20 protein-coding genes are annotated in these 23371 nt (G+C 58.1%); 6 read left to right on the forward strand and 14 right to left on the reverse strand.

Annotated elements, in window-relative coordinates:
- Positions 1-2: 2 nt before the first annotated feature.
- Positions 3-746 carry an alpha/beta fold hydrolase gene (locus BFV64_RS16445; protein ID WP_045281136.1) on the forward strand — a complete coding sequence of 248 codons (744 nt, stop codon included), beginning with the start codon at positions 3-5 and terminating at the stop codon, positions 744-746.
- 49 nt (positions 747-795) lie between these two features.
- On the opposite strand, the gene iolB is transcribed toward BFV64_RS16445, so the two are convergent.
- From iolB to BFV64_RS16495, 10 genes are all read right to left on the reverse strand, one after another.
- Complete coding sequence (gene iolB, locus BFV64_RS16450; protein ID WP_069602289.1) at positions 796-1620, reverse strand: 5-deoxy-glucuronate isomerase; 825 nt, start codon at positions 1618-1620, stop codon at positions 796-798.
- A gap of 9 nt (positions 1621-1629) precedes the next feature.
- A complete protein-coding gene (iolE, locus tag BFV64_RS16455) occupies positions 1630-2520 on the reverse strand; it encodes a myo-inosose-2 dehydratase (RefSeq protein WP_059372158.1) in 891 nt (296 codons plus the stop codon).
- An 11-nt stretch (positions 2521-2531) separates the two neighbouring features.
- Positions 2532-4436 carry a bifunctional 5-dehydro-2-deoxygluconokinase/5-dehydro-2-deoxyphosphogluconate aldolase gene (locus tag BFV64_RS16460; protein ID WP_023331065.1) on the reverse strand — a complete coding sequence of 635 codons (1905 nt, stop codon included), beginning with the start codon at positions 4434-4436 and terminating at the stop codon, positions 2532-2534.
- 12 nt (positions 4437-4448) lie between these two features.
- The gene (locus tag BFV64_RS16465; protein WP_059372157.1) at positions 4449-5582 is read right to left on the reverse strand and encodes a Gfo/Idh/MocA family protein; all 1134 of its coding nucleotides are present in this window, start codon (positions 5580-5582) and stop codon (positions 4449-4451) included.
- A gap of 8 nt (positions 5583-5590) precedes the next feature.
- A complete protein-coding gene (locus BFV64_RS16470) occupies positions 5591-6619 on the reverse strand; it encodes an ABC transporter permease (RefSeq protein WP_014884792.1) in 1029 nt (342 codons plus the stop codon).
- A gap of 11 nt (positions 6620-6630) precedes the next feature.
- Positions 6631-8178, reverse strand: a complete 1548-nt coding sequence (locus BFV64_RS16475; RefSeq protein WP_014884793.1) for a sugar ABC transporter ATP-binding protein — start codon at positions 8176-8178, stop codon at positions 6631-6633.
- Positions 8179-8232: 54 nt separating this feature from the next.
- The gene (locus tag BFV64_RS16480) at positions 8233-9162 is read right to left on the reverse strand and encodes a sugar ABC transporter substrate-binding protein (protein WP_008502118.1); all 930 of its coding nucleotides are present in this window, start codon (positions 9160-9162) and stop codon (positions 8233-8235) included.
- 31 nt (positions 9163-9193) lie between these two features.
- Positions 9194-10180 (reverse strand): inositol 2-dehydrogenase, encoded by a 987-nt coding sequence (gene iolG / locus BFV64_RS16485; RefSeq protein ID WP_023294280.1) that lies wholly within the window; start codon positions 10178-10180, stop codon positions 9194-9196.
- Between the two features lie 300 nt (positions 10181-10480).
- Positions 10481-12406, reverse strand: coding sequence for a 3D-(3,5/4)-trihydroxycyclohexane-1,2-dione acylhydrolase (decyclizing) (gene iolD, locus BFV64_RS16490; protein ID WP_059372155.1), 1926 nt, complete (start codon positions 12404-12406; stop codon positions 10481-10483).
- 11 nt (positions 12407-12417) lie between these two features.
- Entirely contained in the window at positions 12418-13923 is a 1506-nt protein-coding gene (locus BFV64_RS16495) for a CoA-acylating methylmalonate-semialdehyde dehydrogenase (RefSeq protein ID WP_047344890.1), read from the reverse strand.
- A gap of 292 nt (positions 13924-14215) precedes the next feature.
- On the opposite strand from BFV64_RS16495, the gene BFV64_RS16500 reads away from it, so the two are divergent.
- Positions 14216-15049: a MurR/RpiR family transcriptional regulator gene (locus tag BFV64_RS16500; protein ID WP_023333015.1), complete on the forward strand. Its 834-nt coding sequence runs from the start codon at positions 14216-14218 to the stop codon at positions 15047-15049.
- 41 nt (positions 15050-15090) lie between these two features.
- On the opposite strand, the gene BFV64_RS16505 is transcribed toward BFV64_RS16500, so the two are convergent.
- The gene (locus BFV64_RS16505; protein WP_069602290.1) at positions 15091-15402 is read right to left on the reverse strand and encodes a hypothetical protein; all 312 of its coding nucleotides are present in this window, start codon (positions 15400-15402) and stop codon (positions 15091-15093) included.
- 405 nt (positions 15403-15807) lie between these two features.
- Between BFV64_RS16505 and BFV64_RS16510 the strand changes: the two genes are divergently transcribed.
- Positions 15808-16788, forward strand: a complete 981-nt coding sequence (locus tag BFV64_RS16510) for an IS5-like element ISKpn26 family transposase (protein WP_000019445.1) — start codon at positions 15808-15810, stop codon at positions 16786-16788.
- A complete protein-coding gene (locus tag BFV64_RS26070; protein ID WP_335671924.1) occupies positions 16770-16994 on the forward strand; it encodes a hypothetical protein in 225 nt (74 codons plus the stop codon). The genes BFV64_RS16510 and BFV64_RS26070 overlap by 19 nt, the downstream gene beginning before the upstream one ends.
- On the opposite strand, the gene BFV64_RS16515 is transcribed toward BFV64_RS26070, so the two are convergent.
- Complete coding sequence (locus tag BFV64_RS16515) at positions 16971-17234, reverse strand: hypothetical protein (RefSeq protein ID WP_045281144.1); 264 nt, start codon at positions 17232-17234, stop codon at positions 16971-16973. The genes BFV64_RS26070 and BFV64_RS16515 overlap by 24 nt on opposite strands.
- Positions 17235-17495: 261 nt before the next feature.
- Here BFV64_RS16515 and BFV64_RS16520 point away from each other — a divergent pair, with 261 nt between their 5' ends.
- A complete protein-coding gene (locus BFV64_RS16520; protein ID WP_045268337.1) occupies positions 17496-18497 on the forward strand; it encodes a tetratricopeptide repeat protein in 1002 nt (333 codons plus the stop codon).
- 224 nt (positions 18498-18721) lie between these two features.
- Here the strand turns inward: BFV64_RS16520 and guaA are convergent, their stop codons facing one another.
- Together guaA and guaB are read right to left on the reverse strand one after the other, a co-directional pair.
- Positions 18722-20299, reverse strand: coding sequence for a glutamine-hydrolyzing GMP synthase (gene guaA, locus BFV64_RS16525; RefSeq protein ID WP_069602291.1), 1578 nt, complete (start codon positions 20297-20299; stop codon positions 18722-18724).
- A 69-nt stretch (positions 20300-20368) separates the two neighbouring features.
- Positions 20369-21835, reverse strand: coding sequence for an IMP dehydrogenase (guaB, locus tag BFV64_RS16530; protein ID WP_014884799.1), 1467 nt, complete (start codon positions 21833-21835; stop codon positions 20369-20371).
- 159 nt (positions 21836-21994) lie between these two features.
- On the opposite strand from guaB, the gene xseA reads away from it, so the two are divergent.
- Positions 21995-23368, forward strand: coding sequence for an exodeoxyribonuclease VII large subunit (gene xseA / locus BFV64_RS16535; RefSeq protein ID WP_069602292.1), 1374 nt, complete (start codon positions 21995-21997; stop codon positions 23366-23368).
- Positions 23369-23371: the final 3 nt, after the last annotated feature.

The raw sequence follows: 23371 nt of genomic DNA on the forward strand, positions 1-23371 counted from the left end.
AGATGAAAGCACTGTCTGTACTGACAGCAGGCCTGCTGGCGCTTTCGGCCAGCGCTTTTGCGGAGAATAAAACCAGCGTCGTGCTGGTGCACGGCGCGTTTGCCGACGGCAGCAGCTGGAATAAGGTGATTACCCGGCTGCAAAAACACCATACCGAGGTTATCGCCGTTCAGCTCCCGCTTACGTCGCTAAAAGATGACGTTGCGGCCACCCAGCGCGCCATCGCCCGTGCTAAGGGGGACGTCGTGCTGGTCGGTCACTCCTGGGGTGGCACCGTGATTAGCGAAGCGGGCAACGATGCACGGGTTAAATCGCTGGTTTACGTGGCGGCGTTCGCGCCGGATTCCGGCCAGTCGACGGCAGAGCTGGCGAATACCTTCCCGGCCCCGCCCGGAAGTGCAGGCATCGCTAAAACGGCTGACGGCTATTTATACCTGCCGACCGAAGCCGTCAGGAAGGATTTCGCACCGGATGTGAAACCGGCTGAACAACTGACCATCGCCGCCACGCAGGGGCCAATTAAAGCCGATGCATTTGGCGAAAAGGTCACTCACGCCGCGTGGCACAATAAACCGAGCTGGTATGTAGTGAGTGAGAATGACCGGATGATTAACCCCGCGCTTGAGCGCGCGATGGCGAAGACGATCCACGCGAAAACCACCGGGGTCGCGGCGAGTCACGTGTCGATGGTGAGCCAGCCAGAGGCCATCGCCCGAACGATTGAGCAGGCGTTAGAAGCAAGGTAAGCGTTTCACAGGCCGGGTAAGCGCGGCGCCACCCGGCAAAAAACCCGCTTCAGTGCTTGCCTGTAGCGGGATAATCCTGATTAATCCACGCGTGGTCTTCTTCCCAGGTAAACATCCATTTGCGTACCGGGCCGGCCATCACGTTGAGGTAATAGCTGTCGTACCCGGCCATCGTCGCCACCGGGTGATATCCCTTCGGCACCATGACCACATCACGGTCGTAGACCGCCATGCACTCGTCCAGCGTTCTGTCGTCGGTATAGACGCGCTGCATGCAAACCCCCTGCTGCGGATTAAGACGATGGTAGTAGGTCTCCTCCAGGTACGTCTCCTGCGGCGGGTTATCCGTGTCGTGCTTGTGGCTCGGATAGGAACTGGTACACCCTTCGTTGGTCCAGACCTCCACTACCAGCAGGCTGTCGGCAGATTTACCTTCCGGCAGAATGTTATGCACATAGCGCTGGTTGTGCCCCTTGCCGCGCGCCTCGCCGTCGATGTCCTGCGGCGCAATCAGCCGCGTCGGGTATGTGCCTTTGCCCGGCGCAGCGCAGACGGCCAGCTCCAGCGTCGTCAGCGCCGTCACCTGCACCGTCTCCTGCGGGGTGACGTACACCGCCCACGGCTTAATGCGCTCAAACGGGCTCATCCGCTCGCCAATATCGTTAAACTGCGCGGAGGGCGTGCTGATGGAGGCGCGTCCGGCGACCAGCACCAGGCAGCGCTCTTCGTTGATGGCGGGCAGCGTCAGCACCTGCCCCTCCTGCAATTCATATGCCTCAAAACCGACATATCCCCATCCCGCACTTTCCGGCGTAACGGACTGGGTGCGCCCCTCAGCATTCGGCTGTTGCCAGCGTGATAACAGACGTGACATGTCACCTCCTCAGATAAGCCCGGCGTCGTGCGCCAGGCGGCTCAGGTTGTTATACCCCAGACGGGCATAGGTCAGCGGATGGGCAATCGCCGGATCCTGCTCCGCCTCGACCACCAGCCAGCCGTGATAATCCTGCGCTTTCAGCAGCCGCATGATCGGCGGGTAATCGACGCATCCGTCACCCGGTACGGTAAATACGCCGCTTAGCACCGCATCGAGGAAGCTGGTTTTGCGGTTTTTAACGTCCGCCAGCACGTCGGCACGCACGTCTTTGCAGTGAACGTGGTTGATGCGCGACGCCCAGCGCTGCGCCACCGCCAGCGGGTCGGCTCCGGCAAAGGTCAGATGGCCGGTATCCAGCAGTAACCCCACTTCCTCACCGGTGTGGGTCATCAGGTTGTCCACGTCGTCGGCGGACTCAATCACCGTGCCCATATGGTGATGGTAGGCAATCTGCACCCCCTGCTGCTGCGTATAGCGGGCAAATTCACTGAGCTTCTCCCCGTACTCCTTCCAGCGTTCCTGCGGGAAGCGCGGGCGCAGATGCACCGGGGTCTGCTGCTCGCCGTGAATACAGCCGCTCACTTCCGCAAAGACCAGCACCTTCGCCCCCAGCTCGCGCAGCAGCGTCAGGTGGGGCTGCACGGCGGCGATCTCCTCCTCCACGCTGCACTCCAGCAGGCGGCCAGAGTACCAGCCGGAGACCAGCTGCAGGTCGTGGCGCTGTAAAATCGGGCCGAGCAGGCGCGCCTCGCGCGGGAATTTATTGCCCAGTTCGAAACCGGCAAAACCGGCCTCTTTGCCTTCGCTCAGGCAGGTCTCCAGCGACGTCTCCGCGCCGAGGGAAGGCAGATCGTCGTTCGTCCACGTCAGCGGGTTAATGCCCAGTTGTACACTCATTGTCGTCTCCATTATGCGTGTCCGCGCTCGCGCCACCAGGCGATAAGCTGCAGGTAGTTGTCCCGGATGCGCGCCACCAGCTGCGCATCGTCAATATCGTGTTTCAGCCACGCGCGGGAGGCGTCGCCAAACAGCGTGCGCCCCACGGCGAAGCCTTTAACCAGCGTCTGCCCTGCGGCGGCTTTGAAGTCGGCACGCAACTGCTCTGCCGGGGCATCCAGACCGAGGATCACCACCCCGCGGCAGTGCGGGTCCCGGCGTTCGATAATCTCGTTCAGTGCCGTCCAGCCGCTGGCTGAGAGCGGCGGCAGTTTCCACCAGTCAGGGTAAATCCCCAGGTTGTAGAAACGGGAGATGGCGCGCAGGTAGAGCGCGTCGCTGCGCGGCATGCTGGCGGGCAATATCACCTCCAGCAGCAGTTCATGCCCGGACTGGCAGCAGGCGTGGTACACCTCGGCGATTTTCTGCTCCTGCTCAAGGCGCAGGCCGTGGGCATCTTCCGGATGGAAAAAGACCAGACATTTCACCACGTGCTCCTGCGGCCAGCTGATGAGCTGGGTGCCGATGTTACCGTGCTCCATCTCCAGCGGCCGGGAGCCCGGCAGCTCAATGGGACGACCAATCCACCACCCTTCCCCGGTGATGGCGTTTAGCGCATCCTGACCAAAGGTGCCGTCGCACAGCAGACCGGCTTTACCCTCCAGCCCGGCGCGGTTTGCCGCCTCGCGGCTGGCCTGGAGGATCAGCTGCTTCAGTGCCGGAATGCGCCCGATCGACGCACCGCACTGCAGCGCCATCTCTTCCAGCTGGCTGCGATGGTCGAAAGCCATCACGCACAGCTCCGGCCATTCGCGACGGCGGGTCGTCACCCGGTGGAGATGGTTAAGACGCGGGTCAAGATCCGGGCGCGGAACACGTGCGGCGCGGGAAAGATAATCATCCAGCTCTGTTTTGCTCGGCATCGCCGGAGCGCAGCCGTGGCGAGAGACCACCAGCGCACCGCAGGCATTGGCATAGCGGCACGCCTGCTCCCAGCCTTCGTCGTTCAGGTAACCGCGCAGCAGGCCGGACATAAACGCGTCCCCTGCGCCGAGAACATTCAGCACCTCGACGCGCACGCCGGTCACCGTCAGGCCGTCGTCCAGACGAGGCGGAATGGCATCGGTATAGACCGAACAGCCCAGCGCGCCGCGTTTGCAGACCAGCGTAGCCTGACTCACGCCACGCACCTGCGCCAGCGCCTGCAGGGTATCGGTGCTGCCGCCCGCAATGTGGAACTCCTCCTCGGTGCCGACAATCACGTCGAAGAGGTGCAGCACCTCCTGCAGCTCGCGGGTGACCTTATCGGCGGCGATAAAGCGCGTTTCCCCGTCGCCTAAGGAGGTCAGCCCCCACAGCACCGGACGGTAGTCGATATCCAGCACCGTGCGCACGCCGTGGCGGCGGGCATAGCCCAGCGCCGTCAGCACCGCCTCGCGGGTCTGGGGATGAGAAAGGTGAGTCCCGGTGATGGCAAGACACCGTGCGGAGGCAATGTAACTTTCGTCCACATCGCTGGCGGTAATCGCCATATCCGCGCAGTTATCGCGATAAAAAATCAGAGGAAAAGTGTCCCGGTCTTTAATGCCGAGCAGCACCAGCGCCGTGAGGCGTTCTTTGTCGGTAATCAGATGGCTGGTATCGCAGCCCACCTGATTTAACTCTTCCCGCAGGAAGCGGCCCATATGTTCATCGCCGACGCGCGCCAGCATCGACGAGCGTAACCCCTGTCGCGCGGTGCCGTACGCCACGTTGCCGGACGACCCGCCAAGATATTTGGCGAAGCTCGACACATCTTCCAGACGGGCGCCAATTTGCTGACTGTAGAGGTCTACCGCCACGCGGCCCATGCATATCACATCAAACTGCTTTTCCACGTTGAACCCTCTTCAGACAATGTCGTTCACGTTCAGCCAGCGGCCTTCCAGGTGTGAGAGTGCTATCGCGTCCAGCACGCGAGACACCTTCCAGCCCTCTTCGAAGTCCGGCCACATCGGCGCGTCGGCGGCAATCCCGTCCACCAGGTCACGCACCTCCACCGTTTTTTGATCGTTAAAGCCAATCCCATGGCCTGCCCCCATGCAGAACGCACCGTAGTCCGGGTGAGCCGGGCCGACGAGCAGCGTGCGGAATCCCTGACGGTTCACCGGGTCGTCATGCAGATAGAGCTTCAGCTCGGCCATGCGCTCCTGAGTGAAACTGATGGCACCTTTCATCCCGGTGATGACATACGACAGCCCCATCTTGCGGCCGCAGGCGACGCGGGAGGTTTCAATGACGCCCTGCGCCCCGCCCGCAAAACGCACCATCGCGTGGGCCTGATCCTCGTTTTCGACGGCAATCATCTCTGCCGAACCCGCCTTCGCCGGACGTGCCGGGACCACGATCTTCAGGTCGCCGCAGACCTGCTCGATATCTCCCACCAGGTACTGGGCCATATTGACGATATGCGCCGCGAGGTCGCCCAGCGCCCCCAGGCCTGCGGTCTCTTTGAAGCAGTGCCAGTGAATGGGCGAGAGCGGGTCGGCCATATAGTCTTCGTTGTGAGTGCCGTAGAAGTGGATCACCTCGCCAATCTCGCCGCGCGCGATAATCTCCTTCGCCAGCTGCGCGGTCGGGTTTTTCATGTAGTTGAACCCCACCAGCGTTTTCACCCCTGCCCGCTTTGCGGCGTCGACCATTTCACGCGCGTCATGGGCGTTGAGCGCCAGCGGCTTTTCGGAGTAGACGTGTTTGCCGTGACGGATCGCCTCCAGCGCCATCTCTTTATGCAGATGGTTGGGAGAGCAAATATCCACCACGTCAATGGCCGGGTCGGCCACCAGCGCCCGCCAGTCCCCGGTGGAGCGGTTGAAGCCAAACGCCTGTGCCCGCGCTGCCGCCAGTTCCGGCGTAACTTCCGCCACCATCTCGCGCACCAGCCTGCCGCGCAGGTTGAACACCGTCGGGGCCTGGGCATAGGCGATGGCGTGCGCCTTGCCGATATACCCGGTGCCAATCAATCCAATACGAACCTCTTTCATCATGATCCTCACAGTGCGCCGCGACGGCTCTTGGCGTAGGTGTCAAACGCCACCGCCAGAACGATAATTAATCCGGTGATAATTTGCTGGTAGTAGGCTGAGACGTTCATCAGCACCAGGCCGTTAATCAGAATGCCCATGATGATGGAGCCGATAATGGTGCCGCCAATACGCCCGTAACCGCCCATCAGCGAGGTACCGCCGATCACCACCGAGGCGATGACGCGCAGCTCAAAGGAGATACCGGCTACCGCCTCGGCGCTTCCCAGACGCGCGCTCAGAATGAAGCCCGCCAGCCCCGCCAGACAGCCAATCAGCACGTAGACGCTGACCAGCACGCGCTTGACGTTCACCCCCGCCAGGCGTGCCGCCTCAGGGTTTCCGCCAATGGCGTAGACGAAACGGCCCCAGCGGGTTTTATGCAGCGCCAGATACCCCCCCAGGGCGACGAGGGCGAATATCCAGATAGGAATGGAGATGCCGAGCAACTCCCCGCGCCCCCACCAGCGGTAACCCGGGTCGAAACCGGCAATCGGCGCGCCGTCGTTAATCACCAGCGTCAGGCCACGCCAGATGGTCATCCCGCCGAGGGTGACAATAAACGGCGGCAGGCGCAGGCGCGTGACGCCCAGACCATGCAGGAAGCCAATTGCCGTGCCCATCGCCAGACAAATCCCCAGCCCAATCAGCCAGCTCATGCCACCCCAGGCGTTCGGGTCGACGGTGGTGAAGTTGTCGCCCTTGATCACGTACGCCGCAGTCATGGCGCACACCGCCAGAATGGAGCCGACGGAGAGGTCGATCCCGGCGGTCAGGATGACGAAAGTCATCCCCACGGCCATGATCCCGTAGATGGAGACTTCGGTTAAAATGTTGAAAATATTGCGTTCAGAGAAAAAGTTGCTGTTCTGCGACTGGAAGAAGATCAGCAGCAGGATCATGAAAATCAGCACCCCGAATCGCTCGAAGAAGGCGATGGGATCGATGCGTCCGGCGCGTTTGACCGGGGCCTGCGTTTTAGAAATCATCTGCGTCATGAGAAACTCCGTTATGCCGCGTTCAGGGCGTTGTGGTTGATGGCCATCATCGTCATCAGCCGTTCTTCGTTAGCGTCGTCACCGTGGATCTCGCCGGTCACCCGCCCTTCACTGAGGGTGATGATCCGGTCAGATACCGCCATCACTTCAGGCAGATCGGAGGAGATCACGATCACCGCCACGCCCTTTTTCGCCATCTCAAACAGCACCTGGTGCACTTCCGATTTGGTGCCCACGTCGATACCGCGCGTCGGCTCATCGACAATCAGCACGCGAGGATTGAGCGCCATGCAGCGCGCGAGGATCACCTTTTGCTGGTTACCGCCGGAGAGCTTGCGCACCTCCTGCGCGCTGTTAACCATTTTGATCTGCAGCGCCTGGCGGTAGGACTCAATCAGATCGTCCTCTTTGCGGGTATTCACGAACCAGCGCCACTGCAGCAGCGAGGAGAGGCAGGAGAGCGACAGGTTGTCGCGAATCGACAGCCCCAGCACCGCCCCCTCTTTTTTACGGTCTTCCGGTACCAGCGCCACGCCCTGATCGAGGGCGTAGAGCGGGTCGCGCGGCTGGTACGGCACGCCGTCCAGCTCAAAGCTGCCGGAGGTAAAGGCATCTGCGCCGAACAGACAGCGCGCCACTTCGGTACGCCCCGCGCCCACCAGGCCAGCAATCCCTAACACTTCCCCGGCGTGGACGTGGAAGCTGATGTCGTGCAGGGCAATGCCGTGGGGATCGAGCGGCGGCTTCTCGCGGCTCAGCCCCTTCACCGCCAGGCGGACGGGTTTGTCTTCATGATGCGTTTCGCTGGCCGGACGACGATTAAAGGCCACGTCGCGCCCGACCATCAGGCGGATCAGCTGCTCAACGTTGGTTTCCGCCACCGCACCGGTACCGGTGAAACGGCCGTCCTGGAAAACGGTGAAGCGGTCGCAGAGCTGGAAAACTTCATGCAGACGGTGGGTAACGTAAATAATGCTCACCCCGCGGTTTTTCAGCTCACGCACCACGCGGTGCAGGCTTTCCACCTCGCTGTCGCTCAGCGCGGCAGAAGGTTCATCCATGATAATCAGCCTGGCGTTGAGGGTCAGCGCCCGGGCAATCTCCACCATCTGCTGCTGGGCGACGCTCAGGCGGGCCACCGGCGTGGTTGGCGCAACGTTCAGCTGCAGGTAATCGAGAATGACCTGCGCCTCCTGGTTAACCGCTTTTTCGTCGACGATCAGATTACGTTTGCGCGGTTCGCGCCCGAGAAACATGTTTTCCGCGACGGTCATATTGGGCAGCAGGTTAAATTCCTGATAGATGGTGATAATGCCCTTGTTTTGCCGCTCAACGGGGGAATCATCCACCGGCAGCATTTCGCCGTTAAACCAGATATCCCCCCGGGTTTGCGGCTGCGCGCCCGCGAGCGCCTTCAGCAGCGTGGATTTTCCCGCTCCGTTTTCCCCCAGCAGGGCATGGATCTCCCCCGCGCCGACGGTCAGCTGAGCGCTGCTCAGCGCCCAGACGCCGGAAAAACTTTTGGCCAGGTCGGTCACTTTCAGTAAGGGTTGCGACATCGGTCTGCTCCTCCTTTAGAGTGCGCCGCCGCTCGCGCGGCGGCTGCGGATACGTCAGTTACCGGCCTCACCGATACGTTCAGCCTGCTGCAGATTCTCTTTGGTGATCAGCGTCGGCGGGTAGTCGGCCCCGGTGATGGCTTTCTTCTCGCGCACGTTGGCCACCAACTGGCTCATCGCCGTCTGCACCGCAAAGCCCGGACGCTGATCCGCCGTTACCGCCAGCCAGCCGTCGCGCACGCGGGCCAGCGCTTCCGGTACCGCATCAAAACCGGTGACCAGAATTTCGCCCGGCTTCACGCCCTGGCTCTGCAGCGCTTCAATCGCGCCCAGCGCCATATCGTCGTTAGCGGAGAGGATCACCTGCGGGCGCTTCGGCAGAGAAGGCAGAACGCTTTCCACGATGCGCATCCCTTCCGAACGCATCCAGTTTCCGGTCTGATCGGCGACGATCTTATACTTATCCCCACCCGCCTTCAGGCTGTCGCGGATCCCTTTGGTGCGTTCAATATTGGAGGAGGAGCCCGGCTGACCGGTCAGCAGAATAATCTCCGCCCCGTCGGGGAATTTGGTTTTCACGAAGTCGCCAATCGCCTGGCCGCCTTTGTAGTTGTTAGCCCCGAAGTGCGGCACTTTTTTCTGGCTGTCGACGGAGCGGTCAAGGGTCACCACCGGCAGCTTCGCATCCTGAATTTCATCTACCGCGCTGGAGACAGCGTTTACGTCATTCGGGGAGACGATAAAGCCCTGCGCCCCACGGGTGATGGCATTTTCCAGGTCAGCCACCTGTTTCGGTGAACTGCCCTGCCCGTCCAGCACCTGAAGCTTCACGCCCATCTCTTTTGCGGCTTTCACCGCCGTGCGCTGCATGTGTACTTCAAACGGCATGGCCAGGTTTGGCGTACTGAAAACAATTTGCTCGTTTTCGGCGAGGGCAGCCCCGGACGTCATGGCGATGAGGGCGGCTACGATCAGTTTTTTCATTATTATGTCTCTCTGTGTAGGGTGGTTGTGTTTAGAGGACGATCTCGCGCTGGCTACGCAGCGACTCCAGCGCTTTATCCGCGAGGTACAGCGCACGTTCACCATCATCACCGCTGCAGTCAGGCACCGCTTCGCCGCGCAGGACCGCAACAAAGTGTTCCCATTCCGCGGCGTAAGCGGATTTGTAGCGCTGCAGGAAGAAGTGTTCCGGCAGCGCGCTGGTGCAGCCCTGTTTGCCGTAGTGCTGCACCTGGTTTTCCAGAATATTGCCCGCGCACAGCAGCCCTTCGGAGCCGTGCAGCTCCAGGCGCTGGTCGTATCCGTAAGATGAGCGGCGGCTGTTGACAATGGTCGCCATCGCGCCGGAGGCATATTTCAGAACGATAAATGCGGTGTCGATATCCCCCGCCTCGCCAATCGCCGGATCGACCAGGTTACTGCCCTGGGCATAGACCGACACCGGCTCTTCGCCCATGATGAAGCGCGCCATATCAAAGTCGTGAATGGTCATATCGCGGAACATGCCGCCGGAGACGCGCACGTACTCTGCAGGCGGCGGAGACGGGTCGCGGGAGATAATCAGCAGCGATTCCGGCTTGCCGATGCGCCCGGCCTGGGCGTCGGTTTTCACCCGGCGGAACTGCGGGTCAAAGCGGCGGTTAAAGCCGATAAACAGCGGCACATCGTACTCTTTGACCACTTTCAGGCAGTCGCGCACGCGGGCAAGGTCGAGGTGTACCGGCTTTTCGCAAAAGATGGCTTTGCCATGGCGGGCGGCCATTTCAATCAGATCGGCGTGGGTGTCGGTCGCGGAGGCAATCAGCACGGCGTGAACGTTAGGGTCGGTCATCGCTTCATCCAGGCTCTGCTGACGGGCCTGATACTGCGTGGCGAGACGGGTGGCAAATTCTTGATTCGGGTCAACCACGGACCAGAGCGTGGTCGCGCCGTGGCTGGCGATGTTAGCTGCATGTACCTGGCCAATTCGGCCAGCGCCCAGTAAAGCAATGTTAAACATAACGGCTCCCGGTGTTGGTGAATGCTGTGAACTAACGACCCTATAAATAAAACATTTATTTCATTTTTATAAATAGTGAAAATTATGTTTTTGAGTGCGGGTTAACACTTTTGAGATGAATGAGATAAATTTTGTTATCAATCTCACAACATAGGAGAAGGTGCTGCTAACCCCTCACCCCTGCCCTCTCCCCAAAGGGGCGAGGGAGAAAAGAGTGCACCACACCATCCCCTCTCCCCTTTGGGGAGAGGGTTAGGGTGAGGGGAAAATGAAATGAAAATTTCGTTACGGCGGGAAAACTTAATACTGGCGGGCTTTTTTCACCTGCGCCTGCGTTTGCAGAGCGGCTTCACGTACGGCAGAAGACGCCGCCACCTGCGCGTCGCCGGTTCGCCACCACGAGGCGTAGTCATGGGTCATGGTCTTCGGGAGCACCTTGATGTCCAGCAGCGTCGGGCCCGGATGCGCGCGTGACGCCTCCAGCGCCGCCAGCAGGCTTTGCTCATCGTTCACCCGCCACGCGCGGCAGCCGTAGCTTTCCGCGTTTTGGGCAAAATCGACCTTCACCAGCGGCCCGTCCAGCCGTCCGGTTTCCGGGTTGCGATGGCGGTTTTCGGTGCCAAAGCTCCCCATGCCGTGCCCCATCTGCAGATTGTTAATGCAGCCAAAGCTGGCGTTATCAAACAGCAGAACGGTGACCTTAATCCCCTCCTGCACCGCGGTTTGCAGCTCGGAGTGCAGCATCATGTACGAGCCATCCCCCACCATGGCGTACACCGGCTGGTCGGGTCTGGCGAGCTTCGCACCGATGGCCGCCGCAATCTCGTAGCCCATGCAGGAGTATCCGTATTCCAGGTGATAGCTGTCCGGCGTTTTCACCTGCCAGAGCCGCTGTAAATCGCCCGGCAGCGATCCGGCCGCCCCCACCACGATGGCGCTATCTTCAATATGCTGGTTGATCAACCCCAGCAACCGCGTCTGGGTCAGGCGAGTGTTGAGCGTTTCGCCATATTCCACCAGCTGGCTATCCAGGTGCCCTGCCACTTCGGGCGCATCAGCAGGATGCCACTGGCGATCCCACAGGCGACGGCACTCGTCGCGCCACGCGGATTTCGCCTGGGCGATCGCCTCTCCCCAGCCGCTGCGATAATCGCCGAGCGACTGGGTTAAGGCCTGAAGCCCGGTTTGGGCATCGGCGATCAGTGCGGTGGCGTCCAGCTTCAGGGCGTCAAACTCCGCCACGTTCAGCAGCAGAAATTCGACGTCCGGATGGGAAAAGAGCGCCTTGGAGCCGGTGGTAAAGTCAGTAAGACGCGTGCCGATGCCAATCACTAAATCCGCCTGGGGCGCGAGCTGGTTGGCCGCCAGTCCCCCCGTCACCCCAACGCCACCCAGGTTAAGTGGGTGGTCACTTACCAGCGCCCCCTTCCCGGCCTGGGTTTCGGCAAACGGCAGCTGCAGCGTCTCGACAAATTCGCGAAACGCCTCATGCGCGCCGGAATAGCGCACGCCGCCGCCGCACACCACCAGCGGACGACGCTTGCGGGCGATCAGCGCCCGCGCCTGCGCCAGACGCTGCGGGTCAGGCGGACGACGTTCGATGTGGTGCACGCGGCGCGCGAAGAAGCTCAGGGGATAATCCCAGGCTTCCCCCTGCACGTCCTGCGGCAGGCAGAGGGTCACCGCCCCGGTATTGGCGGGGTCAGTAAGCGTTCGCATCGCGCTTAGCATGGCGCTCATCAGCTGCTCGGGACGGTTGATACGGTCCCAGTAGCGAGAGACAGGACGGAAGCAGTCGTTGGTGCTGATGCTGAGATCGTGATACTGCTCGATCTGCTGCAGCACCGGGTCCGGCTGGCGGCTGGCGTAGATATCGCCCGGCAGTAATAGCAGCGGAATGCGGTTCGCCGTAGCGGTTGCCGCCGCGGTCACCATATTGGCGGCGCCCGGCCCGACGGAGGAGGTGACGGCGAAAATGCGCTGACGGCGGTGCTGTTTGGCGAATCCCGTCGCCATATGGGCAATGCCCTGCTCGTTGCAGCCCTGCATCACCTGCAAATGGCCCGGATCTTGTTCCAGCGCCTGGCCGATACCGAGCACGTTACCGTGCCCGAAAATAGTCGCCACGCCCTCCACGAAGGGCATTTCGTCGCCATCCACGCTGACGTATTGTTGATTAAGGAACCGGACCAGCGCCTGGGCCATAGTCATACGTTCGGTTTGCATAACGCCTCCTGTCAGCCCAGCGTTGGCATGGAGAACGCAGCGCCTGTCTCCTGCTGCATTTCCGGCCAGCGTGCGGTGATGGTTTTCATTCGGGTGTAGAAACGCACGCCGTCGTTGCCGTGGACGTTGAGCGCACCAAAGATAGAGCGCTTCCAGCCACCGAAACTGTGGAATGCCATCGGCACTGGGATCGGCACATTGACCCCGACCATGCCCGCCTGCACCTCTTCGCAGAAGCGACGCGCGCAGCCGCCGTCACGGGTGAAAATTGCCGAACCATTACCATATTCATGGCGGTTAATAAGGTCCACCGCGCTGGCGTAATCTGCTACGCGCACCACAGAAAGCACCGGGCCGAAAATCTCTTCTTTATAGATGGTCATCTCCGGGGTGACGTTATCAAACAGCGTCGGCCCGACGAAATAGCCCTGCTCGTGCCCCTGCACGCTGAAGCTGCGACCGTCCACGCGAAGTGTCGCGCCCTGCGCTTCCCCGCTGTCGATATAGCCCAGCACCTTGCTGCGGTGCGCCGAGGAGATGAGCGGCCCCATTTCGTTTTCCGGCGTCTGGTCCAGACCCGGCCCGACGCGCAGGGCGGCAATCTGTTTTTCCAGCCGGGCGCAGAGGTCATCGGCGGTTTTATCCCCCACCGCCAGCACCACCGAGAGCGCCATACAGCGCTCCCCCGCCGCACCGAAGCCTGCGCCCATAATGGCGTTGGCGGCCATTTCCATGTCGGCATCCGGCATGAGAATACAGTGGTTTTTCGCGCCACCCAGTGCCTGACAGCGCTTTCCGTGGGCGGACGCGGTCTGGTAAATGTATTCGGCAATCGGCGTCGAGCCGACAAAGCTCACCGCCTGCACGCGCGGGTCGGTCAGGAGCACGTCAACGGACTCTTTGTCACCCTGCACCACGTTGAACACGCCGTCCGGCAGGCCAGCCTCTTTCAGCAGCTGCGCCAGCGCGAGCGCCAGGGAGGGATCTTTTTCTGACGGTTTCAGCACGAAGGTGTTTCCGGTCGCCAGCGCAATCGGGAACATCCACATCGGCACCATCGCCGGGAAGTTAAACGGCGTGATCCCAACGCAGACCCCGAGCGGCTGCATCAGCGAGTGGCTGTCAACGCCGGTGCCGACGTTGGCTGAGTGCTCACCTTTTTGCAGATGCGGGATACCGCAGGCAAATTCCACCACTTCCAGACCACGGGTGAGTTCGCCCACCGCGTCGGAGAAGACCTTGCCGTGCTCTTCGCTGATGAGACGGGCCAGGCGATCCATGTTCTCTTCCAGCAGCGCCTTGAAGCGGAACATCACGCGCGCGCGCTTAAGTGGAGCATGACGCGCCCACGCAGGAAACGCCTGCTGCGCGGCGGCAATTGCCTGCTCCGTTTCCTGTGCCGTACTCATCACCACCTGGCGGATCTGCTTGCCGGTGGCCGGGTTGAAGATCGCCTGAACGCGCTGGCCTGAACCGGTGACACATTCGCCGTGAATAAAATTCGCTACCGTCTCCATCCTTAACCTCTCGCTGTTGATACGTGACTGTTACCTGAACACTGTGTACCGAACACTATATATGAAACAAATATTCCATTTTAAGTTGAAATAAAATAAATGATGATTATTGTGATCAAGGATGGATTTTTATGTTAACAGCCAACAATACTGACGCAGCGTGCGCTATTAAGGCATTTCGGGCGTGGGAATGACTGAAGCTTCTGTTTCATTTTTGCTGCCAGATGGATGGCCGACATTTAAAAGACGCGGTTTTGCGTTTAGAATCACAGGACTGTATTTGGGGGATAACATGACGACAGCAACCAGCCTGAACGAACTGCAGCAGCAAATCCGCGATCGCTACGATAGCCTGAGCAAGAGGCTGCAGCAGGTCTCCCGCTATGTGCTGGATAATACGAACAGCGTGGCCTTTGATACGGTTGCCGTGATTGCCGAGCGCGCCGACGTGCCGCCCTCGACGCTGATCCGCTTCGCCAACGCCTTTGACTTCACCGGCTTCAACGAAATGAAACAGCTGTTTCGCATGAACCTGGTGGAGGAGACCGCCAGCTACAGCGACCGTGCCCGGCTGTTCCGTGAAATGGAGAGCGAGGCCGTGCCCGAAACCCCGCTCGACATCCTGCAGGAGTTCGCCCGTTCAAACGCCCAGGCGCTACAGCAGCTGGCCGCCCGCGCCGAACCGGAAATGCTGGAGCGCGCGGTACAGCTGCTGGCCGACGCCGACACCATCTACATCGCCGGTCTGCGCCGCTCCTTTAGCGTCGCGGCCTACCTAACCTATGCCCTGAGCCACCTGGAGTGTCGCCCTATTCTGCTCGACGGTATGGGTGGGATGCTGCGCGAGCAGATCAGCCGCATTAAGGCGCGCGACATTGTGGTGTCGATCAGCTTCTCGCCGTACGCGGAAGAGACGGTGATGGTCAGCGAAACCGCCGCCAGCGTCGGCGCGCGGCAGATTGTGATTACGGACAGCCAGATCAGCCCCCTGGCGACGTTCAGCGATCTTTGCTTTGTAGTGAAAGAGGCGCAGGTGGACGCGTTTCGGTCCCAGTCGGCGACGCTGTGCCTGGTGCAGTCGCTGGTGGTGGCGCTGGCGTATCGCCGGGATAACAGCGGAAAATAGTTCACGCCTCCGGCCCGGCACGCCGGGCCGCAGACTTTACGTTATTTTTTATATTCTTTTATTTTTGATAAATGTTCGAGCTTCTTTCGTTTCCACCATAAAGATAGCAATGAAGATGCCTCGTCATCAGTCTTATCCATAATGACTGGCTGATTGATAGACATGATGCTTAATGCCGAGGTAAACATAATCAATAAGCACACCGCAGCATTACCTTCATTATACCATGACCTTGTAAAGATCCCCGTGAGGTACAACCCGTAGCAACTACCAAGGAAAAGCATAGCATTAAGTAATAATGCAAAAATTCGCCACTTTCCTAATAAATATAATTTAGCTTCAAAATATTCCATAGAGACTCCATGTTATTGGGGAACCAGATGCATCAGGCCACCATAATGTTTGGCTGAATTCTTATCTAGGAACTCTGCTCTACTTTACGCAGCGAGGCGCAGGAAATTCATTCCTGTATCTAAATAACTTTGCATATTGCCTATCCACTTTAGCCCGGCTTTGTTGATTACCGGTGAATGCAATGGCAGCACTTATGAGGTAGATAAATCATCCGTCTAAGTAATCACCGCCAGCGCAATAAGGCTGCGGGAGAACTTATTTTATTCTTAATCGTTCTGGTACAGCATTATTCATTGTGACCAAAGCGTGACGCTTAGCAGGACATCCGAAAGCTAGGGAAGGTGCGAACAAGTTCCTGATATGAGATCATCATATTCATCCGGAGCGCATCCCAGAGGGACATCATGAGCCATCAACTCACCTTCGCCGATAGTGAATTCAGCACTAAGCGCCGTCAGACCCGAAAAGAGATTTTCCTCTCCCGCATGGAGCAGATTCTGCCATGGCAGAATATGACCGCTGTCATCGAGCCGTTTTATCCCAAGGCGGGCAATGGCCGACGGCCCTATCCGCTGGAGACCATGCTGCGTATTCACTGCATGCAGCATTGGTACAACCTGAGCGACGGTGCCATGGAAGATGCCCTGTACGAAATCGCCTCCATGCGCCTGTTTGCCCGATTATCCCTGGATAGCGCCCTGCCGGATCGCACCACCATCATGAATTTCCGCCACCTGCTCGAGCAGCATCAACTGGCCCGTCAATTGTTCAAGACCATCAATCGCTGGCTGGCCGAAGCAGGCGTCATGATGACCCAAGGCACTTTGGTGGATGCCACCATCATTGAGGCACCCAGCTCTACCAAGAACAAAGAGCAGCAACGCGATCCGGAGATGCATCAGACCAAGAAAGGCAATCAGTGGCACTTTGGCATGAAGGCCCACATTGGTGTCGATGCCAAGAGTGGCCTGACCCACAGCCTGGTCACCACCGCGGCCAACGAGCATGACCTCAATCAGCTGGGTAATCTGCTTCATGGAGAGGAGCAATTTGTCTCAGCCGATGCCGGCTACCAAGGAGCGCCACAGCGCGAGGAGCTGGCCGAGGTGGATGTGGACTGGCTGATCGCCGAGCGTCCCGGCAAGGTAAAAACCTTGAAGCAGCATCCGCGCAAGAACAAAACGGCCATCAACATCGAATACATGAAAGCCAGCATCCGTGCCAGGGTGGAGCACCCGTTTCGCATCATCAAGCGGCAGTTCGGCTTCGTGAAAGCCAGATACAAAGGGCTGCTGAAAAACGATAACCAACTGGCGATGTTATTCACCCTGGCCAACCTGTTTCGGGTGGACCAAATGATACGTCAGTGGGAGAGATCTCAGTAAAAACCGGAAATAACGCCAGAAATGGTGGAAAAAATAGCCTAAATAGGCTGATTCGATGTGTTTGCGGGAAAAAAATCGGCCCAGATCCGCGAAATTTTAATCAGCGAGTCAGCTTGGGAAGAAATGACCTGCTTATTCGCACCTTCCTTAGTGAGAGTGTAAACGGTTTCGCCTTCCCATCCTTAAAATTCGCCATCAATTCGTGATTGGATGACATCAGTGATTTGTCTGACGGGTACAACTTTGTCTTTCCCATCTATCTGCAGATAAAACCGCCCATTCGCTCGTAAGAGATTGACATCAGGTCGATAGGCATAATGATACCAGTACATGTATTGCGCCTGTATCCAGTATGTCCCGTCAACAAACCTGAATAAAACCTCGTCATCAAACCCTTCGAAATCACCATCGATTTTTGTTTTGCGTACAAGTTCATATGTGCTCATGGTCATTCTCCATTGGATATAACTTTTTCTCTACTACAAGCTACTCCTTTATTTGTGGTGATATCAACCGCAAATAGGAGCATGGTCTAAATATTTCGGCAAAATATTCATGACACGAATATTTTATTTTTTAAACATATCTCTTGTGAATTTTTTTATTATGGAATTCGAGGCGCGTCAAATAAATTCTGGTTAGTCCGTTACGATTATTACAAACCTGGCTTATATTGCTACCAGGCAGGGCTAACAGGAAACAGGGCGATGGGTTTAATTGGAAAACTACGCAGTATCTTAGGGCATCAATCTGGCAAGAGAGAACCTTCATCTACGCATGAACGCAACACGGAACTGGAGGGTAAATGGCTTACCGTGGATCACCCTTACTTCTTCGGTCACGCAAATATTTCGCCGGATAAGCGCTGGGTGGTGGGCTGCGATGATTCGGATGGTGGCAGCCTTGGAGGCCACAGGATGAAGGGCAATGGCCGTGTCATTCTTGTCGATTACCCCTCTGACAGGATTGTGTATGAGCTAAAATGTTTTGCACGCCCTGTCGATGCCGCTGTTTCTGATTCCGGTAGTTTCATAGTCCACGATTGTGGTTTCGGTAGTGCACTTAGCGGGGATGTCATCGCTATCAACACCAGCGGTGATGAAATCTATCGTCGGCATTACTGCGCCAATATCTTTAATATTGGTTTGTCCCAATGTGGCCGGTACGCAGCTGTCCAGACAGCAAATGCAGATAATAAAGACAGTAATATTTTGGAGGTTCTCGATCTTCAAAAAAGACAGCAAATGTTTACAGTTCGCCCCGTCGGGACCTGGGCAGATTGCTATTTATTCGATACAAACGCTGACGGAGAGTTATGCCAACTACGCGTCAATCTTCGTGATCTTGGATACTTCCGTTATTCCACCGCTGGTGAGTTCCTTGATGCTGAATCACTACAGATAGCCCAGTTGAACAAGGGTGATTACGCCACAAAGATTATGGCCGCGCAGGAGTTGCTTAAGACGGATACCACCGAGGAAAGCGCCAGGAAAGCTCTGAGCGTCGCTGATACAGCTCTTACGCAGGGAGCCCGAGAACGATATGACTGGGGAGCGCTAGCTCACAGGATCAGAGGGGAGTCGTTTGAATCGCTTGGGCAGTTATCTGACGCTTTGGAAGCCTATGAACAGGCACTTGCAATGAATCCTAAAGTGGGTGTATTGCGCCGGGCAACCACTCTGCGTAAAAAACTTTCTGCAAAGAAATAAAACGCCCTCCTAATACGGTGCAAGTAAAATAAGTAAAGGTGATGAGACGAAATGGCACGAAACTGTGATCATTTTAGCCAGCGCACAAAAACCGAACTGGCTCTTCGGGTCAGCTATCATTATTCAAAATGTAAATGTCCAACTATATGTACAAAAAAGCCCGCAGTTACGCGGGCTAAGAGTACTTTACTGTTTTTGCGCGCTGGCTATTGCCAGTCGTTAAATCATTCCCACTCAATCGTAGCCGGTGGCTTACCGCTGATGTCATACACCACGCGGGAAATACCGTTCACTTCGTTGATGATGCGGTTAGACACGCGGCCTAAGAAGTCATACGGCAGGTGCGCCCAGTGCGCGGTCATGAAGTCGATGGTTTCTACCGCACGCAGGGAAACAACCCAGTCGTACTTACGGCCATCGCCCATTACGCCGACGGAGCGAACCGGCAGGAACACGGTGAACGCCTGGCTTACTTTGTTGTACAGGTCAGCTTTGTGCAGCTCTTCGATGAAGATCGCGTCTGCGCGACGCAGCAGGTCGCAGTACTCTTTCTTCACTTCACCCAGTACGCGCACGCCGAGACCCGGGCCCGGGAACGGATGACGGTAGAGCATGTCGTACGGCAGACCCAGTTCCAGACCGATCTTGCGTACTTCATCTTTGAACAGCTCGCGCAGCGGTTCAACCAGACCCATCTTCATCTCTTTCGGCAGGCCGCCCACGTTGTGGTGAGATTTGATGACGTGTGCTTTACCGGTTGCTGAAGCAGCTGATTCAATCACGTCAGGATAGATAGTGCCCTGAGCCAGCCATTTAACGTCTTCCAGCTTCAGCGCTTCTGCGTCGAACACTTCCACGAATACGCGGCCGATGATTTTACGCTTGGCTTCCGGATCGTTCTCGCCTTTCAGCGCGTCCAGGAAACGCTGCTCGCCTTCCACATGAACGATGTTCAGACCGAAGTGGTCACCGAACATGTCCATCACCTGCTGGGCTTCGTTCAGACGCAGCAGACCGTTGTCCACGAAGACGCAGGTCAGGTTTTTGCCGATGGCACGGTGCAGCAGCATCGCGGTCACGGAGGAGTCGACGCCGCCGGAGAGGCCGAGGATCACTTTGTCATCACCAACCTGCTGGCGGATACGCTCCACGGCGTCGTCGATGATTTTTGCCGGGGTCCACAGCGCTTCACACTGGCAGATGTCGCGCACGAAGCGCTCCAGCATGCGCATACCCTGACGGGTGTGGGTCACTTCCGGGTGGAACTGCACGCCGTAGAAGCGCTTTTCTTCGTTCGCCATGATCGCGAACGGGCAGCTTTCGGTGCTGGCAACGGTCACGAAGTCAGACGGGATAGCGGTGACCTTGTCGCCGTGGCTCATCCACACGTCCAGCAGCGGTTTGCCGTCAGCGGTCAGGGAGTCTTCGATACCGCGTACCAGTGCGCTGTCGGTGACGACTTCTACCTGTGCATAACCGAACTCACGCTCGTTAGAGCCTTCTACGTGGCCGCCCAGTTGCATGGCCATGGTCTGCATACCGTAGCAGACGCCGAATACCGGCACGCCTGCTTCGAACACGTACTGCGGCGCGCGCGGGCTGTTCTCTTCGGTGGTGCTTTCCGGGCCGCCGGACAGGATGATGCCGCTTGGATTGAATTCGCGAATCTGTGCTTCCGTGACATCCCACGCCCACAGTTCGCAGTAAACGCCCAGTTCACGTACGCGACGCGCCACCAGCTGAGTGTACTGAGAACCAAAATCGAGGATGAGGATGCGATGTTTATGAATGTTTTCCGTCATTGACGCTAATTCCGAGGCAAGTGAAACAGATTAAATAAATCGCCCGACACGAGGTCGGGCGAAGAAAAATCAGGAGCCCAGACGATAGTTCGGGGACTCTTTGGTGATCGTCACGTCGTGAACGTGGCTCTCCTGGATACCCGCACCGCTGATGCGTACGAATTCCGCTTTGGTACGCAGCAGGTCAATGGTACCACAGCCGGTCAGACCCATACAGGAGCGCAGGCCGCCCATCTGCTGGTGAATGATCTCTTTCAGACGGCCTTTATAAGCAACGCGGCCTTCGATACCTTCCGGCACCAGTTTGTCAGCGGCGTTATCGGTCTGGAAGTAACGGTCAGAGGAACCTTTGGACATCGCGCCCAGGGAACCCATCCCACGATAGGATTTGTAAGAACGGCCCTGGTAGAGTTCGATTTCACCCGGGGATTCTTCGGTACCGGCCAGCATGGAGCCCACCATCACGGCAGCAGCGCCCGCGGCGATGGCTTTCGCGATGTCGCCAGAGAAGCGGATACCGCCGTCAGCGATAACCGGAATACCGGTGCCTTCCAGCGCTTCAACCGCGTCAGATACCGCGGTGATCTGCGGAACGCCCACGCCGGTGACGATACGGGTAGTACAGATAGAGCCTGGACCGATACCCACTTTTACCGCGCTGCAGCCGGCATCAGCCAGCGCACGAGCGCCTGCGCCTGTTGCCACGTTGCCACCGATGATCTGCAGGTCCGGGTACTTAGCACGGGTGTCACGAATACGCTGCAGAACGCCTTCGGAGTGGCCGTGTGAGGAGTCGATCAGCAGGACGTCAACGCCCGCAGCCACCAGCGCATCAACACGCTCTTCGTTACCGGCACCGGCACCCACCGCTGCACCCACGCGCAGACGGCCATGCTCGTCTTTACAGGCGTTAGGTTTACGTTCTGCTTTCTGGAAATCTTTCACGGTGATCATGCCGCGCAGATGGAAGTTCGCATCCACAACCAGCGCTTTCTCAACGCGTTTTTCGTGCATTTTCGCCAGCACTACGTCGCGGGTTTCACCTTCGCGAACGGTCACCAGACGCTCTTTTGGCGTCATGTAGACGCTGACAGGCTGGTTCAGATCAGTCACGAAGCGCACGTCACGGCCGGTGATGATGCCAACCAGCTCGTTATCTTCGGTCACAACCGGGTAACCGGCGAAGCCGTTACGTTCGGTCAGGGCTTTCACTTCGTGCAGAGTGGTGGTTGGCAGAACGGTCTGAGGGTCAGACACAATGCCGGATTCATGTTTCTTCACGCGGCGAACTTCTTCCGCCTGACGCTCGATAGACATGTTTTTATGGATAAAGCCAATGCCGCCTTCCTGTGCCAGGGCGATAGCCAGGCGCGCTTCAGTCACGGTGTCCATTGCCGCGGAGAGCATAGGAATGTTCAGACGAATGGTTTTCGTCAACTGCGTGCTGAGGTCGGCAGTATTCGGCAGAACGGTGGAATGAGCGGGAACGAGGAGGACGTCGTCAAACGTCAGTGCTTCTTTAGCGATACGTAGCATGGGCAATATCTCTGACCTGGGTGGTTAAATATTGCCGTGGCATTATACAGAGCGTAACCGATTGCATCTACACTTTTTTAAAAAAAATGCTTGCGATTGCCTCTCAGCAGGTTACTATCGACTGAATAACTTGCTGATTTAGAATTTGATCCCGCTCACATGTTATCCTCTCAATCCCCCTCAATTTATACCGTCAGCCGCCTGAATCAGATGGTGCGTTTGCTGCTTGAGCAGGAAATGGGGCAGGTCTGGATCAGCGGTGAGATCTCTAACTTCACGCAGCCCTCTTCCGGCCACTGGTACTTTACCTTAAAAGACGACACCGCCCAGGTGCGCTGCGCGATGTTCCGCAACAGCAACCGCCGCGTGACGTTTCGTCCGCAGCACGGCCAGCAGGTTCTGGTTCGCGCCAATATTACCCTGTATGAACCGCGCGGTGATTATCAAATTATCGTCGAGAGCATGCAGCCTGCGGGCGAAGGGCTGTTGCAGCAGAAGTATGAGCAGTTAAAAGCAACGCTTTCTGCCGAGGGGCTTTTCGACCAGCAGTTTAAAAAACCGCTGCCCTCTCCTGCCCACTGCGTTGGGGTTATCACCTCAAAAACCGGTGCGGCACTGCATGACATTTTGCACGTCCTCAAGCGTCGCGACCCTTCCCTGCCCGTCATCATCTACCCGACCGCCGTGCAGGGCGACGATGCGCCGGGCCAGATTGTGCGCGCCATTGCGCTGGCGAATGCGCGCCAGGAGTGTGACGTGCTCATCGTCGGGCGCGGAGGCGGCTCGCTGGAAGATCTGTGGAGCTTTAACGACGAGCGCGTGGCGCGGGCAATCTTTGCCAGCCTTATCCCCGTCGTGAGTGCCGTCGGGCATGAAACGGACGTAACGATAGCCGATTTTGTCGCGGATTTACGTGCGCCTACGCCTTCCGCGGCGGCAGAAGTGGTGAGTCGTAACCAGCTGGAGCTGCTGCGTCAGATCCAGAACGGCCAGCAGCGCCTTGAAATGGCGATGGATTACTTCCTCGCCAACCGTACCCGTCGCTTTACCCAGCTTCATCATCGTCTGCAGCAGCAGCACCCGCAGCTGCGCCTGGCGCGTCAACAGACGGTGCTGGATCGTCTGCGCCAGCGCATGAATATCGCGCTGGATACTCAGCTGAAACGCGCCGTTTCGCGCCAGCAGCGCGTGACGCAGCGCCTTAACCAGCAAAATCCGCAGCCGAAAATTTACCGCGCGCAAACGCGGATTCAGCAGCTGGAGTTTCGTCTGGCGGAGACTCTCCGCGCCCGGCTGAGTACCACCCGCGAACGTTTTGGCAATGCGGTGACCCATCTTGAAGCGGTCAGCCCCCTCTCCACGCTGGCGCGCGGCTATAGCGTCACCACCGCGACGGACGGGAAAGTGCTGAAACAAACCAAACAGGTCAAAGCCGGGGATGTGCTGACCACCCGCCTGTCTGACGGCTGGGTAGAAAGCGAAGTGAAATCAATTAAACCGGTGAAAAAGACGCGTCAGCGCAAAACCGGATAATTC

It is taken from the genome of Enterobacter kobei (assembly GCF_001729765.1).
GTDB lineage: Bacteria > Pseudomonadota > Gammaproteobacteria > Enterobacterales > Enterobacteriaceae > Enterobacter > Enterobacter kobei.

What these genes read in the sequence shown, in the direction of transcription:
- BFV64_RS16445 (WP_045281136.1), top strand. Translation starts at nt 3, where the DNA reads ATGAAAGCACTGTCTGTACTGACAGCAGGCCTGCTGGCGCTTTCGGCC.
- iolB (WP_069602289.1), bottom strand. Translation starts at nt 1,620, where the DNA reads ATGTCACGTCTGTTATCACGCTGGCAACAGCCGAATGCTGAGGGGCGC.
- iolE (WP_059372158.1), bottom strand. Translation starts at nt 2,520, where the DNA reads ATGAGTGTACAACTGGGCATTAACCCGCTGACGTGGACGAACGACGAT.
- BFV64_RS16465 (WP_059372157.1), bottom strand. Translation starts at nt 5,582, where the DNA reads ATGAAAGAGGTTCGTATTGGATTGATTGGCACCGGGTATATCGGCAAG.
- BFV64_RS16470 (WP_014884792.1), bottom strand. Translation starts at nt 6,619, where the DNA reads ATGACGCAGATGATTTCTAAAACGCAGGCCCCGGTCAAACGCGCCGGA.
- BFV64_RS16475 (WP_014884793.1), bottom strand. Translation starts at nt 8,178, where the DNA reads ATGTCGCAACCCTTACTGAAAGTGACCGACCTGGCCAAAAGTTTTTCC.
- BFV64_RS16480 (WP_008502118.1), bottom strand. Translation starts at nt 9,162, where the DNA reads ATGAAAAAACTGATCGTAGCCGCCCTCATCGCCATGACGTCCGGGGCT.
- iolG (WP_023294280.1), bottom strand. Translation starts at nt 10,180, where the DNA reads ATGTTTAACATTGCTTTACTGGGCGCTGGCCGAATTGGCCAGGTACAT.
- iolD (WP_059372155.1), bottom strand. Translation starts at nt 12,406, where the DNA reads ATGCAAACCGAACGTATGACTATGGCCCAGGCGCTGGTCCGGTTCCTT.
- BFV64_RS16495 (WP_047344890.1), bottom strand. Translation starts at nt 13,923, where the DNA reads ATGGAGACGGTAGCGAATTTTATTCACGGCGAATGTGTCACCGGTTCA.
- BFV64_RS16500 (WP_023333015.1), top strand. Translation starts at nt 14,216, where the DNA reads ATGACGACAGCAACCAGCCTGAACGAACTGCAGCAGCAAATCCGCGAT.
- BFV64_RS16505 (WP_069602290.1), bottom strand. Translation starts at nt 15,402, where the DNA reads ATGGAATATTTTGAAGCTAAATTATATTTATTAGGAAAGTGGCGAATT.
- BFV64_RS16510 (WP_000019445.1), top strand. Translation starts at nt 15,808, where the DNA reads ATGAGCCATCAACTCACCTTCGCCGATAGTGAATTCAGCACTAAGCGC.
- BFV64_RS16515 (WP_045281144.1), bottom strand. Translation starts at nt 17,234, where the DNA reads ATGAGCACATATGAACTTGTACGCAAAACAAAAATCGATGGTGATTTC.
- BFV64_RS16520 (WP_045268337.1), top strand. Translation starts at nt 17,496, where the DNA reads ATGGGTTTAATTGGAAAACTACGCAGTATCTTAGGGCATCAATCTGGC.
- guaA (WP_069602291.1), bottom strand. Translation starts at nt 20,299, where the DNA reads ATGACGGAAAACATTCATAAACATCGCATCCTCATCCTCGATTTTGGT.
- guaB (WP_014884799.1), bottom strand. Translation starts at nt 21,835, where the DNA reads ATGCTACGTATCGCTAAAGAAGCACTGACGTTTGACGACGTCCTCCTC.
- xseA (WP_069602292.1), top strand. Translation starts at nt 21,995, where the DNA reads ATGTTATCCTCTCAATCCCCCTCAATTTATACCGTCAGCCGCCTGAAT.